13 protein-coding genes are annotated in these 16,273 nt (G+C 37.9%); 5 read left to right on the top strand and 8 right to left on the bottom strand.

The genetic code is table 11. From position 1 onward, the window contains the following. The first annotated feature begins 281 nt into the window (after positions 1-281). Together BLQ05_RS12990 and BLQ05_RS12985 are read left to right on the top strand one after the other, a co-directional pair. Positions 282-1,067 carry a T9SS type A sorting domain-containing protein gene (locus tag BLQ05_RS12990; RefSeq protein ID WP_238321146.1) on the top strand — a complete coding sequence of 262 codons (786 nt, stop codon included), beginning with the start codon at positions 282-284 and terminating at the stop codon, positions 1,065-1,067. Positions 1,068-1,191: 124 nt separating this feature from the next. After that, positions 1,192-1,758 (top strand): fasciclin domain-containing protein, encoded by a 567-nt coding sequence (locus tag BLQ05_RS12985; RefSeq protein WP_023576931.1) that lies wholly within the window; start codon positions 1,192-1,194, stop codon positions 1,756-1,758. A 67-nt stretch (positions 1,759-1,825) separates the two neighbouring features. On the opposite strand, the gene pheT is transcribed toward BLQ05_RS12985, so the two are convergent. Together pheT and BLQ05_RS12975 are read right to left on the bottom strand one after the other, a co-directional pair. Further along, positions 1,826-4,255: a phenylalanine--tRNA ligase subunit beta gene (gene pheT, locus BLQ05_RS12980; RefSeq protein ID WP_023576930.1), complete on the bottom strand. Its 2,430-nt coding sequence runs from the start codon at positions 4,253-4,255 to the stop codon at positions 1,826-1,828. Positions 4,256-4,396: 141 nt separating this feature from the next. Continuing rightward, positions 4,397-5,422 (bottom strand): proline iminopeptidase-family hydrolase, encoded by a 1,026-nt coding sequence (locus tag BLQ05_RS12975; RefSeq protein WP_023576929.1) that lies wholly within the window; start codon positions 5,420-5,422, stop codon positions 4,397-4,399. Positions 5,423-5,594: 172 nt separating this feature from the next. Here BLQ05_RS12975 and BLQ05_RS12970 point away from each other — a divergent pair, with 172 nt between their 5' ends. Together BLQ05_RS12970 and BLQ05_RS12965 are read left to right on the top strand one after the other, a co-directional pair. Beyond that, positions 5,595-7,100 carry an aldehyde dehydrogenase family protein gene (locus BLQ05_RS12970; protein ID WP_035654643.1) on the top strand — a complete coding sequence of 502 codons (1,506 nt, stop codon included), beginning with the start codon at positions 5,595-5,597 and terminating at the stop codon, positions 7,098-7,100. Positions 7,101-7,178: 78 nt separating this feature from the next. Next, positions 7,179-7,559, top strand: coding sequence for a DUF779 domain-containing protein (locus BLQ05_RS12965; protein WP_023576927.1), 381 nt, complete (start codon positions 7,179-7,181; stop codon positions 7,557-7,559). Here BLQ05_RS12965 and BLQ05_RS12960 read toward each other — a convergent pair. The 5 genes from BLQ05_RS12960 to recG all read right to left on the bottom strand — a co-directional run bounded on the left by BLQ05_RS12960 (position 7,556) and on the right by recG (position 14,425). After that, complete coding sequence (locus BLQ05_RS12960; RefSeq protein WP_023576926.1) at positions 7,556-8,482, bottom strand: AraC family transcriptional regulator; 927 nt, start codon at positions 8,480-8,482, stop codon at positions 7,556-7,558. The genes BLQ05_RS12965 and BLQ05_RS12960 overlap by 4 nt on opposite strands. Positions 8,483-8,752: 270 nt before the next feature. Beyond that, the gene (locus tag BLQ05_RS12955) at positions 8,753-9,682 is read right to left on the bottom strand and encodes a hypothetical protein (protein ID WP_023576924.1); all 930 of its coding nucleotides are present in this window, start codon (positions 9,680-9,682) and stop codon (positions 8,753-8,755) included. Positions 9,683-9,686: 4 nt separating this feature from the next. Beyond that, entirely contained in the window at positions 9,687-11,138 is a 1,452-nt protein-coding gene (locus BLQ05_RS12950) for an MBOAT family O-acyltransferase (protein WP_023576923.1), read from the bottom strand. A 240-nt stretch (positions 11,139-11,378) separates the two neighbouring features. Further along, on the bottom strand, positions 11,379-12,242 hold the full coding sequence (locus BLQ05_RS12945) for a bestrophin family protein (RefSeq protein ID WP_023576922.1): 864 nt from the start codon (positions 12,240-12,242) through the stop codon (positions 11,379-11,381). Positions 12,243-12,322: 80 nt separating this feature from the next. After that, entirely contained in the window at positions 12,323-14,425 is a 2,103-nt protein-coding gene (gene recG, locus BLQ05_RS12940; RefSeq protein WP_023576921.1) for an ATP-dependent DNA helicase RecG, read from the bottom strand. 110 nt (positions 14,426-14,535) lie between these two features. Between recG and BLQ05_RS12935 the strand changes: the two genes are divergently transcribed. Further along, complete coding sequence (locus BLQ05_RS12935; RefSeq protein WP_023576920.1) at positions 14,536-15,303, top strand: TlpA family protein disulfide reductase; 768 nt, start codon at positions 14,536-14,538, stop codon at positions 15,301-15,303. Between the two features lie 5 nt (positions 15,304-15,308). On the opposite strand, the gene BLQ05_RS12930 is transcribed toward BLQ05_RS12935, so the two are convergent. Beyond that, positions 15,309-16,043, bottom strand: coding sequence for a Dph6-related ATP pyrophosphatase (locus tag BLQ05_RS12930; RefSeq protein ID WP_023576919.1), 735 nt, complete (start codon positions 16,041-16,043; stop codon positions 15,309-15,311). Positions 16,044-16,273 lie beyond the last annotated feature (230 nt).

The raw sequence follows: 16,273 nt of genomic DNA, 5'->3' as shown, positions 1-16,273 counted from the left end.
TGTCATTCTGATCCTTTCTTTATACTGTCATTGCGAGCTGGCGAAGCAATCTCGTCAATCATCATTGTCATTCTGAACCTGTAGGTGAATTACTTCCAATTGATAAAATAACGGTATGAGTTAAGAAAGTAACTTAATTTATTGCTTCTTGGTTTTAAAAAATTTAAAGATGTACTCAATTGATTGGTTAACTAAACTAAAAAATTGGTTAGCGATATCAAAAAATTGATAAGTTAAATTAAAAAATTGATAGTCTTTATCAATTTACCACGTTGGGTGACGTGGTGGAACACGTTCAGAACGTTATTTTAAACTATACTGCAACAATAACTTCAGCCGCCACAGACGAAACACCAATGGATAACACTTTCACTTTAAATCAAACAGTTGTAAACTCATACGATCCCAACGATAAAACCTGTCTGGAAGGTGCTACAATTGCACCAAGTGAAGTAGGGAAGTATGTGCATTACATGATCCGTTTTGAAAATACCGGAACTTTCCCCGCTGAAGACATTGTTGTCAAAGACATGATTGATACAAATAAGTTTGATATCAGTTCTTTAGTACCAATTAAGGGAATTCATTCGTTCGTGACGAATATCACATCAGGAAACAAAGTGGAATTCATTTTTGAAAACATCAATCTTCCTTTCGATGATGCCAATAACGATGGCTATGTGGCGTTTAAAATCAAAACGAAACCAACATTGGTAGTTGGAAATACGTTCAGTAATTCGGCAAGCATTTATTTTGATTACAATTTCCCAATCGTAACCAATACGGCTGTAACAACAATTCAGGCGTTAAGTACTCAGGATTTCAGTTTCGGTACTTATTTTACAGTATATCCAAACCCTGTAAAAGATGTTTTGAACATCGAAACCAAACAAACGATTGAAGTAAGTTCCATAAGCATTTACAATCAATTGGGACAATTGGTATTGGTGGTACCGAGCGCACAGCATGTTTCAAAAGTGGATGTTTCCAATCTTGCAGCCGGAAATTATTTCATTAAAATCAATTCCGATAAAGGCACTTCGAATACCAGGTTTATTAAGCAGTAAACTAAGCGCTTCATAATAGTATTAAATCCTGATTGCAGTTTTGTAGTCGGGATTTTATTTTTTTTAAAACCATACACAATGTTTTATCGTAAATGACTGTATAAAACAATTAAAAATACTATTTATGGAAACTTCAAGAATTTTATCGGTTGGCTTAGTCGCCTTTTCAATGTTTATGGGAACAACTGCTTTTGCTCAGAAAGAGAAAACAGTTATGGTGGGAGGCGCTGCCATGTATCCTTCTAAGAACATTGTAGAGAATGCAGTCAATTCCAAAGACCACACCACTTTAGTGGCAGCCGTAAAAGCAGCCGGTTTGGTTGAAACGTTGCAAACTGCCGGACCATTCACCGTTTTTGCCCCAACCAATGACGCCTTCGCCAAATTACCAAAAGGAACGGTAGAGACCTTATTGAAACCGGAAAACCTAAAAATGTTGCAAACCATTTTGACCTACCATGTGGTTGCCGGAAAGATGAATGCCTCAGATATTGCGAAAGCCATAAAAGTGGGGAATGGCAAAGCAACTTTAAAAACCGTTAGCGGTGGCACTTTAACCGCGTGGATGAAAGGAAAGGATGCCTACATTACCGATGAGAACGGAAACAGCTCTAAAGTTACCATTGCCGATGTTAACCAATCAAACGGTGTTATACACGTTGTGGATACGGTGGTTTTGCCAAAATCATAATCGGAGTTTAAACGAGTTAGTTATAAAAAAAAGCGGATTGTTTATCAATCCGCTTTTTTAATGCTTACTATCGTAATTGGGCTCCAACTTCTTTTTCAAAATTCTGCTGCAACTTGCTCATGATTTTATCAATCTGGGCATCCGTAAGTGTTTTTGCGGTATCCTGAATCGTAAAACTTATAGCATATGATTTCTTTCCTTCCGGAAGATTGTTTCCTTCATAAACGTCAAACAGATTCACCTCTTTCAGAAGTGTTTTTTCCGTTTGCTTGGCAATGGAAAACAATTGTTCGAATGGAACCGAACTGTCAACCAATAAAGCCAAATCTCTTCGTACTTCAGGATATTTAGGAATTTCAACAAATTTAATTTTTGTGGAAAGTAATTTTAAAATTTCACCCCAATTGAAATCGGCATACAAAACTTCCTGTTTGATGTCGAAATGTTTTAAAATCGATTTTTTTACGGTTCCGAATTCCACAATCGTTTCTTTGCCAACGGATAAGGCTATCCCTTCAGCGAAAACGTCATTCTCTAAAGGTTGTGTGTTGGTTTTTTCAATTCCCAAGCGGGATAAAATCGCATTGATGTATCCTTTGAACAGGAAGAAATCAGACGGCTTTTCGGCAGTTGTCCAACTCTCCCTCAAACGGTTTCCGGTTACGAATAACGTCAAATGCTTGATCTCATCGTAACCTGAAGGCATTTTGTGGTATGATTTCCCGAATTCAAACAATTTTAAATCCGAATTTCTTCGGTTGATATTATAGGAAACCGCTTCTAATCCGCTGAATAACAACGACTGGCGCATTGTCGATAAATCGTTGCTTAACGGATTCAGCATCATTACGTTGAATTCTTCTTTTAAATTCTCCGATAATTTAACGTACTCGGGAGAAGTCAAAGAATTCGCCATCATTTCATTAAAACCTTGTGATACCAATTGGTTCGCAACAATGTTTTGTACTTTGTAATCTTCCGTACGGGAAGAATTTGAAATCGAGGCGTTCAGTTTTGTGGTAAAACCGATATTGTTATAACCGTATACCCGTAAAATCTCTTCAATAACATCAATTTCCCGCTGAACATCAACGCGGTAAGCAGGAATGATTAACCCCAAACCGGCATCGGAAACACTGTTTACTTTGATGTCTAAGGAAACCAATATTTTCTTGATGGTTTCTTTCGGAATTTCCTGTCCGATAATTTTATTTACATTGTTGAAGTTTAATATCACTGAAAAATCTTCAATTTTCTTAGGGTAAATATCAATCGGATCCGAAGTGATTTCACCGCCGGCCACTTCCTGAATCAAAAGTGCGGCACGTTTCATCGCATATTCGGTAATTGTCGGATCGATTCCTCTTTCAAAACGGAAAGATGCATCCGTACTTAACGTATGTCTTTTGGCGGTTTTTCGAATTGTAACCGGATTGAAATAAGCACTTTCCAGGAAAATGTCGGTTGTGTTTTCAGTAACTCCCGAATTTTTTCCTCCAAACACACCCGCAATGCACATTGGCCCGTTTTCGTCACAAATCATCAGATCTTCTTCATGTAATGTGCGTTCCACCTCATCAAGCGTAGTGAATTTCGTTCCGGAAGGAAGTGTCTTGACAATAACTTTATTTCCTTTGATTTTTGCGGCATCAAAGGCGTGTAACGGTTGTCCTAATTCGTGTAAAACGTAATTGGTAACATCAACGACATTGTTTTTCGGAGTTAAGCCAATGGCTTTCAAACGGTTTTGTAACCAACTTGGTGAAGGTTTTACCGTAATTCCGGAAATGGTCACACCGCAATATCTTGGTGCTAACTTCGCGTCTTCAACCTTGATATCGATTTTAAGCGTACGTTTTTCAACTTTAAACTTGCTTACCGATGGTGTCATTAATTCGGAATGGTTAATGCCTTTTTGGGTTAATCCGGCACGCAAATCGCGGGCTACACCCCAATGGCTCATGGCATCCGCACGGTTGGGCGTTAAACCGATTTCAAAAACCTCATCGGTTTCAATATTGAATACTTTGGAAGCCGGAGTACCGGGAACCAGTTTTTCGTCCAGAATCATGATTCCGTCGTGACCTTCACCAAGACCTAATTCGTCTTCGGCACAAATCATTCCGTGACTTTCTTCTCCGCGGATTTTTCCTTTTTTGATTTCGAAAGCGTTTCCTTCTTTATCGTACAATTTCGTTCCGATGGTCGCCACAGGTACTTTTTGCCCTGCTGCCACATTCGGAGCACCGCAAACAATCTGAACAGGAGCGTTTCCGTCCCCTAAATCTACCGTTGTGATTTTCAATTTATCGGCATTCGGATGTTGCACGCAGGTCAGAACTTGACCAACCACAACTCCCGAGAGTCCGCCTTTAAGGCTTTCATATTTGTCAACCCCTTCAACTTCAAGACCCAAATCGGTCAGTAAAGCAGAAGCGTCTTCCGAATTCCAGTCTATTTTAATGAATTGTTTTAACCAATTATAGGATATACGCATTGCTGTATCGTTTTATAAGTCTGCAAAGATAATAATTGTGGTTTAATTTGTATCGCTCATTTCAGGGTTTTATGCCTAAATCGGAATAAAAAAACAGCTCGTTTTAAGGCGAACTGTTTTTGTTGAGTGTTGGATTGTAATTTATTTTTTCAGGAATGAAATCAATCCTTTGAAATAGATTTCCTGATCGTCGTAAAACGCCATATGAGCACCTTTAGGACAGAACAGATAGGTTCCTTTTTTTACGAGTTTGGACATTTCTTCCATGTGTTTCGGATCCATGGTGTCGTATCGCGCTCCGATAACTAATGTTGGAATAGTTATGTTTTTCAAATCGGGCATGCGGTTCCATTTTTCGAGTTTACCGGATATTCCGAATTCACTTGGCCCCTGCATGGTAACGTATAACGATTGGTTTGTTTTTCCTAAAGAACGCGTAACGGGTTCCGGCCAGTCTTTTGCAGGAAAACGCAAAATGTGTTTTTCATAAAAGTTAGGCATCAGTAATTCCATATAACGCGGGTTGGAAAAATCACTTTTGGCTTCAATGGCTCTGAGTTCCCTTAAGACTTCCGGGTTCATTTGTTTGGCTAACACCTCATCGGCATACTTACCATAGGCAATCGCATCTGCCATCATGTTAGAAATGATAAGGCCTTTCATATTATTTTGGTACTTCAGCGCATATTCCATGGCTAAGATTCCGCCCCAGGAATGTCCGAGTAAATAGAAATTGTCTTTATCAAGATGTAAAGCTTTTCGAACCTGTTCCACTTCTTCCACGTAACGGGGTAAATCCCACATGGATACGTCTTTGGGATCGTCGGAATTCCCACAACCCAACTGATCGTAATAAATGAATTCAATGCCTTCTTCCGGAAGAAAACTCTCAAAGCATTCGAAATATTCATGAGTTGCACCCGGACCGCCATTTAACAGCAAAACTTTGATTTTAGGATTGTTCCCGAAACGTTTTGTCCATACTTTAAATGTTCCTTTCGGAGTCTCAATCGGTATGATTTGTATACCACCGGTTTGAAGTGCGACCTCACTTTTTTTGAAGTATTCTTTTAGGTCAGATTTTATATCCGGTTCCTTATTCTTGCAACTGAAAAGCGCTAAAGACAGGAACAATACTGTCATGATGTGCAATGTTGTTTTTTTCATAGTTACGAATTTTCATATAAAGTTAAGTAAAAACCAAAGATATCAACATTTTAAGTAATTTTTTTCCAGGATAATTCCAATCCGCCGATAATGTGCTATCATTTGGATAAAATATGCTACTTTTTTGCCTGTCGGAAAACTAAATTTGGATAAAACAAAAAACAAACAAATTATGAGTAATCCCATTCAAAGACCCGATTTTAAAGATAAATACGATAATTATATAGGAGGAAAATTCGTGCCACCGGTAAACGGAAACTATTTTGATGTTATTTCACCGATTGATGGAAAAGTGTTTACAAAAGCGGCACATTCCTCGAAAGAAGATTTGAATTTAGCTGTTGACGCTGCCGCGGAAGCTTTTAAAACCTGGAGTAAAATGTCGCCAACAGACAGAAGTAACCTGTTGTTCAAAATTGCACAGGTTATCGAAGATAATCTTACGCTGATTGCCGCAGCGGAAACGGTTGACAATGGTAAAGCAATCCGTGAAACCATGGCGGCTGATATTCCGTTGGCTATCGATCATTTCCGTTATTTTGCCAGTGTCATCAGAGCGGAAGAAGGTTCCGTAAATGAATTGGACGAGCATACGGTATCGTTAATTGTTCATGAACCTATCGGAGTTGTGGCTCAGATTATCCCTTGGAATTTCCCAATTTTAATGGCCGTTTGGAAACTGGCACCCGCTTTGGCTGCAGGAAACTGCGTTGTGTTGAAACCGGCTGAAAACACACCAATTTCCATCATGGTTTTAATGGAAATTATAGGAGATTTGGTTCCTGCAGGAGTAATAAATATCGTGAACGGATTCGGTTCCGAGTTGGGCAGACATTTGGTAACTAATCCGAAAGTGTCAAAAGCTGCTTTTACGGGTTCAACAGCCACCGGACGAATGGTAATGCAATATGCTACTGAAAATATCATTCCGGTTACTTTGGAATTGGGAGGTAAATCGCCAAACATTTTCTTTCCTTCGGTAATGGATCATGACGATGCCTTTTTAGATAAAGCATTGGAAGGTGCGGCTTTGTATTGTTTGAATCAGGGTGAAATTTGTACGTGTCCCTCGCGTTTGTTAATTCATGAATCCATTTATGACCGTTTTATCGAAAAACTGATTCAGCGTGTTCAAACAGTGAAAACCGGCGACCCAATGGATCCTTCGGTAATGATGGGAGCACAGGCTTCGAAAATTCAGAAGGATAAGATTATGACCTACATTAATTTAGGGAAAGAAGAAGGAGCAGAGCTGTTGATTGGTGGCGATGAGAATAAATTCGGCGATGATTTGGATGGTGGTTACTACATTAAGCCAACCATTTTCAAAGGGCATAACAAAATGCGTATTTTCCAGGAAGAGATTTTCGGACCTGTATTAGCTGTTACCACTTTTAAAACCACAGAAGAAGCTATTGAAATTGCCAACGATTCAGTTTACGGATTGGGAGCAGGCGTGTGGACAAGGGATGCGCATGAATTGTATCAGGTGCCGCGTGCGATTCATGCCGGGCGTGTATGGGTGAATCAATATCATGCTTATCCTGCTGGAGCTCCGTTTGGCGGATACAAGCAATCGGGGATAGGACGTGAAAATCATAAACAAATGTTGGATCACTACCGTCAGACCAAAAATATGTTAATCTCTTATGATAAAAATAAATTAGGCTTTTTTTAATCCGGTTTCGTAGTTGTTAGTCGGTTGGAAGGTGCTCCTTAGGGAGCACTTTTTTAATATAAATCTTAAATTTTAAAGATGATAAAAAGAATAGAGGCTACAGGGAAAGCAAAAGAGACAATTGCTTTTCTGAAAGAGAATTTCGGGGCATTATTTTTCTATCAGGCTGGAGGTTGTTGCGAAGGAACGCAGCCTCAATGTCTTGAAGTCGGCTCGTTTTTTCCGAGAACAAACGATGTATGCATCGGTCAGGTGGAAGGTTTTGATTTTTGGGTGGATAAAGATTTATTTGAATACTGGAAACACGCACATTTCACTTTGGATGTTGCGGATGGTTTCGGAGTAGGTGGTTTTTCGTTGGAAGTGCCTTACGGAAAAACGTTTACAATTCACTATCGGTTATTTACGGATGCCGAAGCCGCAAATTTGGAACCAGTGAAATACAACACGTTTGATTAATTGGTAACGTTCATCAATTGGTACTGTTTCGGAGTAACGCCTTCGTACTTTTTAAAAATACGGATGAAATAATTGCAATCTTCAAACCCGGAAGCATAACTCACTTCGTTTATCTGAATTCCAGGATTTTTAAGCAGTCGTTTGGCATACTTCATTTTTTCATTTAAGATGAACTCAATCGGACTCATGCCTAATTCTCTTTTGAAATAACGATAAAATGTAGTCGTACTCATAAAGGCTTTGTCACTCAGTTCTTTCAGATTGATGTTTTCACGAATGTTGTTTCGGATGTGTTCTAAAATAGGAAGAAGCGGACTGTTTTTGTCGATGGTTTTATTGGTGTCGATGGCTTTTACCGTTTGCGTCTGGATAATCCGGATCAGTAATTCCTGAAGGGTCAAATCGGCAAGCGCGTCTTTGGTGATGGAAGTTCCCATGCATTCTTTGATGAGTTTGTTGATGGTGGACGCCAACTCAACATTGTTGTAAAAGAAATAATTTTCCGAATCCAGTTTCCAGAAATTATCGGTTCCTTCCTTAGGATAACGATCGTTTAGGTAGTGAAGCGTTTCGTTGATTTTAAAATGGTCAATTGCCAAAGCCAGACACTGTGTAGGATTGTTTTTTGAGGCTTCCGGAAAATCGATTTTCATTTCCACATTCGACGGAATCACCACCGTTTCACCGGGTAAATATTCAAATTCCGGATCATCGAAAAGATGCATTACTTTTTTGCCCCTAAGCATGCTGGTTACCACCAAATCATTGAATTTTAAAGGAACGCGTTGTGATTCCTGATACGTTTCAAATAAATTTAATTCGCAATTATTTAAGGAGTAAACCGTTCTGTTTTCAACCAGTGTTTTCAGTGATTTTTCATTGGTTAATATAGGCGCGTTAAGTAAAGTCCTGTTCTGATTCATCGGGGGGGCAAGTGAAATAAATAAAATAGTCATTTTCAATAAACTAAATGTACTTATTTTATTTTTTAACCGATGACTTCAGCGTTAAATTTTTACTGAAATCACAAAATTTCCTTGACTTGTTTCGAATCCACAATATTATAATAGGTTCTGACGCAAGTGGAATGAAAATGTCCTTTAAATTGGATTTTCCGTTCTGTTTTTTCAAATCACTGATGTTCGGAATTCCCTTCGTACTCCATCATTTGACAATAGACTTAAGTTTTGTTTCTATTTCTTATTCAAGTCTATCAATTCCAATAATTTTTTGTTAAACTCCCTGACTCCATTTTGATTTAAATGATTGGAGTCGTAGAAATGTAACGAATCATTTAGCGTCAACATCGTATTGAAATTATAATATTCAGCATGGTGACTGGTGATAAATTTATCGAAATAGGCATTATTGGTATGCGATTTATAGTAGGATGATGTGATAGGAGCATAAACCAACATGAGTTTTATTTTCTTGTCTTTAATTCTTTTGACAATGCTTTCAAAAACTTTTATTTGCTCCTCGTTTAGTTTCCACTCATCTTTTTCAGGATAATCGATATGCTTGAAATAGGTTATGTTCCTTTGAACAAATCCTCCGGGAATATAAGTGTCTTCCCCTTTTTTAATTGGTTCGGAAAACGATTTGTTTAGTTCAAAAGCATCTCTGAAAAAACCATAAATTAAAGTGTTGTAGACTTTGATATGGTTGATTTCGAAAGCCATTTCCAATGAATTTAGATCATTTTTGTCATTTGCGATAATGTCCAGAGAGGATTCTACACCATCACTTGTAAAAGTGTTTGGATATACTTCATAAACGATCATTTTAGGATTTAATTTGTCTAAATACCGATCCAACAATGCGTTTGTTTGAATTGGAGTTTGAGCACTCGATCCCAAATTAAAAGTTTTCAAATCATTAAAATTTCTCGTGTCAAATCCCCTGTACGAGTGTGATGACCCTAAAAACAGCACATCCAGTTCGCCTTTAAAATTTTTTGCCTCATTCAAACGTGTATACATGTGTCCGTAAGATCCTATTCTATAGTTAATGTTTGGCGATAATTTTTGCGGTAAAAGATAACCGGAAATCGAAATTAATATTGGATAGGCAATGCAGGTGAATACAATAAATAGAACTATGTTTTTTGCAAATTGTTTCATGATATTAAAATTGAAAATAAATAAATGGAGTTTCCTCTGTTTCAAGAAACATTCCGATTAAAAAAATAATCAATACATAAAAGGACCATCTTAAGGGTCTGCTTACTTTTGACCCAATTTTTTCAATTGCATATTTGTTTTCTCGGCCCATCCATTCGATTGCAATGAAGAAAAGAATAAGAAGTATAGTGGACAAAGCTTTCCCCATACCAGGAAATTTAGGGACGGAAAATAAATCCAATGAAAATATTCCTGACAAATATGAAATGGCGTGTCCGATATTTTCTGCTCTGAAAAATATCCAGGCAAGTACTGTTAATCCGAAAGTCAATAGAATATTGAAAAAATCTTTGGGAGAAGGAAGAAATCGTGATTTAGCAACGATTTCCATATTCTTTCTGTTTTTGTTCGTTAAGAGTAGCGGAAGGAAATATAAAGCATTCAGTAATCCCCATATGATAAAGGTCCAATTGGCGCCATGCCAAAATCCGCTTACAATAAAAATGATGAATGTATTTCGTATTCTCATGACGGTTTCGCCACTACTTCCTCCCAGAGGGATATATAAATAATCCCTAAACCAGGTAGAAAGTGAAATATGCCAACGTCTCCAAAACTCGGCAATGTCTCTTGAAAAGTAAGGAAATGAAAAGTTTTGCAATAGTTCAATACCAAATAATCTCGCTGTACCTAATGCGATATCGGAATACCCGGAAAAATCTCCATAAATCTGAAATGTAAAAAATAATGCGCCTAAAACGAGGGTACTTCCCGAATAATCAGACGAATTATTAAAAATTTCGTTGGCAAAAAAAGCACAATTATCTGCAATTACAATCTTCTTGAATAACCCCCATAAAATTTGTCTTAAACCATCAACAGCTTTTGAATAATCAAAAGATCGTTTCTTTTTTATTTGCGGTAACAAATGAGTAGCTCTTTCAATTGGTCCGGCAACCAACAAAGGAAAAAAGCTTACAAATACCGAATAATCCACAAAATTTCGTTCAGCTTTAACCCTGCCTTTGTAAATATCTATTACGTAAGACAATCCGTGAAAAGTGTAAAATGATATTCCTACGGGAAGGATAACGCTTAGTGTTAAAGGATTGATTTGTACTCCCAGCTGTGAAAGCGCTTCTGCAAAAGAGTCTGCGAAAAAATTATAATATTTGAACACTCCCAGAAAGCCAAGGTTTATGAATATACTCAGCCAAAACCAAAACTTTTTAGCTTTTTGGTCTTGAACACCACACATTTTCAGTCCTGTGTAATAGTCCAAAAGAGTCGAAAACATCAATAAAAATAAAAAACGCCAATCCCAACAAGCATAAAAAAAATAGCTGGCGGTTAACAGTAAAATATTTTGGGCTTTTAAATTTTTGTTGGTTACAAACCAATACAGAATGAAAATTATTGGTAAAAATATTGCGAAGTCTATTGAGTTAAAAAGCATTGATGTCTGTCAGTTTCTTTTTTATTTGATATAGTCTTCCTCCATTCCATAAAATAGGCTAACCTTTTTTAGCAGAAGATATAAAGCAAAAATAGTGAAATAGTTGGAGTATTAAGGAGTTCTTTTAAAAATAGATAGTCTTAAATCCCTAGTTTATTGAGGATTAAATCCAACGCTACTATATATCAGTGTTACCTTTATACGATTTATATCTAAAGTAGTGTTTTGATAAACGAATTTTTACAAAATTTCCTCAATGTGTCGTTTGATATTTTCCGATATTTTTTTTGTAGGTAAATCGTTCTCGTCGTTGCCAAACGGATCCTCGATTTCTTCGGCAATCAGCTCCAGACTCGCCAAAACGTAAAAAATAAAAACGACCACAGGAACCACATAATACCCTAAACTGAAAACATAACCAAAAGGCAGCGTCATCACATAAAAGAAAATGAATTTTTTGATGAAAGCACTGTAAGAGTAGGGGATAGGGGTATTTTTAATACGTTCGCAAGCGCCGCAAACATCGGTAAACGATTGGATTTCGTTATTCAGAATTATGAGTTGGTCGCCCGTTATTTTCCCTGAAGAATACATATCGTTCACCTTTTGAAACAACATTTTGGCAATTTGGTTCGGGCGGTGTTTTTCATGATCGATTTTTAAATCCAGTCCGTCAAAAAGCATGAGTCCGGTTTCTTCATTTTTCAGATGTTTGTTGAGAATGGAGGCATAACTCGGAATGGTTTTTCTGAAAAAGTTCCTGTCGTGTTCGTCTTTTAGAATAACGGAAAGTTTGATGGCCAGATTCCGACTGTTATTCACCAAACTGCCCCACATTTTTCGTCCTTCCCACCAACGATCATAAGCGGTATTGGTGCGGTAAGCCAACAATAAGGAAATCACAAAACCCAACATCCCGTGCATGATGGAGATGTTTTTTACATGACTGGTTTCGGAAAGTTTGAAGTATTCCATTTCCAGATAGCCGATTCCATACGAATACAATCCGATGAAAAGCATCATAGGTAAAAGTTGCCGAAAAGTATCGGCTTTATGAAATCGGAAAATGAATGTTATCCAGTCTTTCGGGTTGTATTGTACCATATTTGAGTTATGAATTATGAATTATGAATGCTTGTCTATTTTCTATCATCTATTTTCTTGTCTCTTGTTCTTGTTTCATTCTAACTAATATAATTCCAAATCGTTTTTTTCTTGCTTAATTCAATGAACACTTTTCGTAACGTTTGATGTTCCGGTTTTTCCATCGGCGCGTCGTCTTTCAATAGTTTTATCGCATGATGGCGTGCTAATTGCAGAATGTCTTTGTCTTTTACCAAATCGGCTATCTGTAAATTCAAAACACCGCTTTGTTGTTTTCCCATGATATCACCGGGACCGCGGAGTTTCAAATCGACTTCTGCAATTTCAAAACCGTCGTTGGTGCGACACATGGTTTCGATGCGGGTTTTGGTATCGTTACTCAGTTTATGACTGGTCATCAGGATACAATAACTCTGTTCGGCACCACGACCAACACGTCCTCGCAGCTGATGCAATTGCGACAATCCGAAACGTTCGGCACTTTCAATAATCATCACACTCGCGTTAGGAACATTTACGCCAACTTCAATAACGGTAGTTGCCACCATAATATTCGTCTTTCCTTCCGAAAAGCGTTTCATTTCGGCATCTTTTTCAGCAGGTTTCATTTTTCCGTGAACAATGGAAACCGAGTATTGAGGCAACGGAAAATCCCGTGAAATCCCTTCGTAACCGTCCATCAGATCTTTATAATCCATTTTTTCCGATTCCTGAATTAACGGATATACGATGTAAATCTGTCTGCCTTTGGCAATTTCGTCTTTCAGGAACTTCCATACTTTCAACCGGTTACTGTCGAAGCGGTGTACGGTTTGAATCGGTTTTCTTCCCGGAGGCAGTTCGTCAATCACCGAAATATCCAAATCGCCATACAAACTCATTGCCAGCGTTCGCGGAATAGGAGTGGCGGTCATCACCAAAACATGCGGCGGCACTTCATTTTTCTGCCACAGTTTGCTGCGTTGCTCCACGCCGAAACGGTGCTGTTCGTCAATAATCGCCAAACCTAAATTTTGAAACTGAACTTTGTCTTCTAACAGCGCATGCGTTCCGATGATTATATGAAGACTGCCGTTTTCCAATTCTTCATGGATAACTTTTCTGTCTGCTGTTTTAGTCGAACCGGTTAATAATTTTATGTTAAGGTTTAAGTCTTTGGCTAATTCGGTAATACCGTTAAAATGCTGTGAAGCAAGTATTTCCGTTGGTGCCATCAAACACGCCTGAAATCCGTTATCGATAGCCAAAAGCATACTCATCAGTCCGACAATCGTTTTTCCGGAGCCGACATCACCCTGAAGCAATCGGTTCATTTGGGCGTTACTGCCTAAATCGTTACGGATTTCCTTGAGTACTTTTTTCTGCGCATTGGTTAAATCAAACGGCAAATGGTTGTTGTAAAACGTAGTGAAATAATCGCCTACTTTTTCAAACGGGTGACCTTTGATTTTATGTTTTCGGATGAGGTTTTTGGTAATCAGCTGGAGCTGAATAAAGAACAATTCTTCAAATTTCAGTCGGAATTGCGCTTTGGCCAACAGTTCCTGACTCTTCGGAAAATGGATGTTGAATAACGCTGCGTTTTTCGGAATCAGTTTTAATTCGTCCAATAAATAACCCGGCAAAGTTTCGGTGAATAAAGCATGCGTTTCAATGAACAACTGCTGCATTATTTTATTGATGACCTTGTTTGAAATTCCTTTGTTGGCAAGCTTTTCGGTACTTGGATAAACCGGCTGCATTGCCGATCGTAAACTCGCTTTGTGTTCTTCGAGCAATTCCATTTCCGGATGCGCCATGTTGAACAAACCATTGAAGGACGTCGTTTTTCCGAAAATCACATAAGGGGTATTCAGTTTCAGACTTTCGCGTACCCATTTCTGCCCCTGAAACCAAACCAGTTCCATTTCGCCGGTATCATCCACGAAAGTGGCGACCAAACGTTTGCCTTTTTTCTGTTCTACGGATTTGATGTGAATCACTTTCCCTACTATCTGCACTTCGGAATTACTGTTTTGCAGTTCGTTGATTTTGTAATACCGCGTTCGGTCGATATAACGGTTCGGATACAAATTAATCAAATCCCCGTAACGGTGAATGTCGAGTTCCTTACGCAATAAATCCCCGCGCTGAGGACCAACGCCTTTTAAATATTCTATGGGAGTGTCGAGAAGGTTGTTCATTTTGGCTTGTAAAGTCTGAAAACGAAGATAAAACTTAATTTTTTTATTTTAAAAGATGTTTAGATTTATTTTTAAAACTATATTTGAGGTAAATCTCACAAAAACGATTTATGTATCGATGTTTCATGTCCATTCTGATTTGTTTTCTTATAACGGTATCCTGTCAGAAATCGAATAATACTGATTATGATGCAATTGGAGGACGACTTGAAAACTCATATCAGGATTGGTGGTTGTATTATAACGACTCCATAAAGCTTTCCTCAAAGTTTAAACCGCTTGATGCTGATTTAAAAGATATCAGTAAAGAGGTTTTTTTAAAATCGCTTTGTACGGGAGAATACATTCCACTGAGTTGTTCTTCGGATAAGCGAAATAGCGCTTACAGACTTTATAAATTAAAGGCAAATGCAGATGAAAATATAAGCAGTACCATAAAGAACGTAGCTCAGATTGAATTGGCGAATTTTCTGAAAGAAGGACAGGAAATGAAACCGTTCCGTTTCGTCGATTTAAATGGGAATTTGTATACTTCAGAAAATACAAAAGGAAAAAACGTAGTGCTGAAGTGTTGGTTCATTCATTGTAAAAAATGCGTTGAAGAAATGCCGCTGCTTAATAAAATGGTGGCACAATATAAAAATCGAGAAGATGTGGTTTTTATTAGTTTGGCTTCCGATTCGCAATCCGATTTGAAACAATTCCTTTCAAAAAAAGATTTTGAGTATGCTGTTATCCCAAATCAGGACGAATTCATGAAAAAGACTTTAGAGACTCAACTATTTCCGACGCATTATGTTATTAATAAGAAAGGAATAATTACTAAAGTGGCTAATGATGCCGAAACAATTCGGGAAGCGTTACAAAACGAGATGTAATTTAGCTAACCGGGAATCAAATCGCAATACCAAAATCCGTAATCAAAAGCATCGGAATTGCTGGTGTCGCAAGCATCATTGGACCCTTCCTGTTTTGGTTTTTCATATTTGCGGTACACGATGTCACCGACTTCAAAATCAATGGGTTTCGAGAAAATCGGCCCGTCGAAAGTAAAGGTATGGAACTCGCCGTTTTCGCCGCAAACATCAACATCATCAGGTAAATCAGCTATAAATTGCGCGTCAATGATACGACCGGCAAAGCTTTTGTTAAGATTGCGTTCGTTCACACAGGTTACAATCGTTTTGAAACCCAAATCCAAAAACTCCTGAATCAATTCTTTGGTGTCGTTTTTCCATAATGGGAAGATACCTTCGAGTTGCATTTGCGCCAATTTGTCTTCACGGTATTTTCGCAAATCTTCCAGAAAAATATCTCCGAAAATAGAATGCGTAACCCCTTTTTCTTTAAATTTCTCCAAGGTTTCCCGCATTACGTTTTCGTAAACTTCCATGGAAGGCATTTCGGGAATTTCCATTTTATGAAGTGGTAAACCGATGCTTTCGGCTTGTTGTTCCAAAAGTTCCGCGCGAACACCGTGCATGGAAATACGGTTGAATTGTTTGTTTACGCTGGTCAGTAATGAAACGATTTCGATATCCGGATTCTGAAGGGTTTTGTATAGGGCTAATGCAGAATCTTTTCCGCTGCTCCAATTGAAAATGGCTTTCTTTATCATGTGCAGATAATATTTGTTTTTTATTGGAACATGGTATCCCAATGAAAAAAGTAGTCATTAGTGATTGCGTTTTTCCAATCCTGGGATTTCACAAATTTGAATTTGAGTGTAAACTTACGAACTAAATTATTTAATTCTAAAACATATAAGTCAGATAAGTTTTTTTGAGTTTTACAGATCTTCAATGGCTTATAGGGATATACAATTTATTTGTTTGTATTTTTGGTTTT

Origin of the sequence: Flavobacterium saliperosum, from assembly GCF_900100625.1 — a bacterium.
Lineage (GTDB): Bacteria > Bacteroidota > Bacteroidia > Flavobacteriales > Flavobacteriaceae > Flavobacterium > Flavobacterium saliperosum.
The sequence above is the reverse complement of the archived record's forward strand: the minus strand, read 5'-3'. Positions and strand labels throughout refer to the sequence as shown.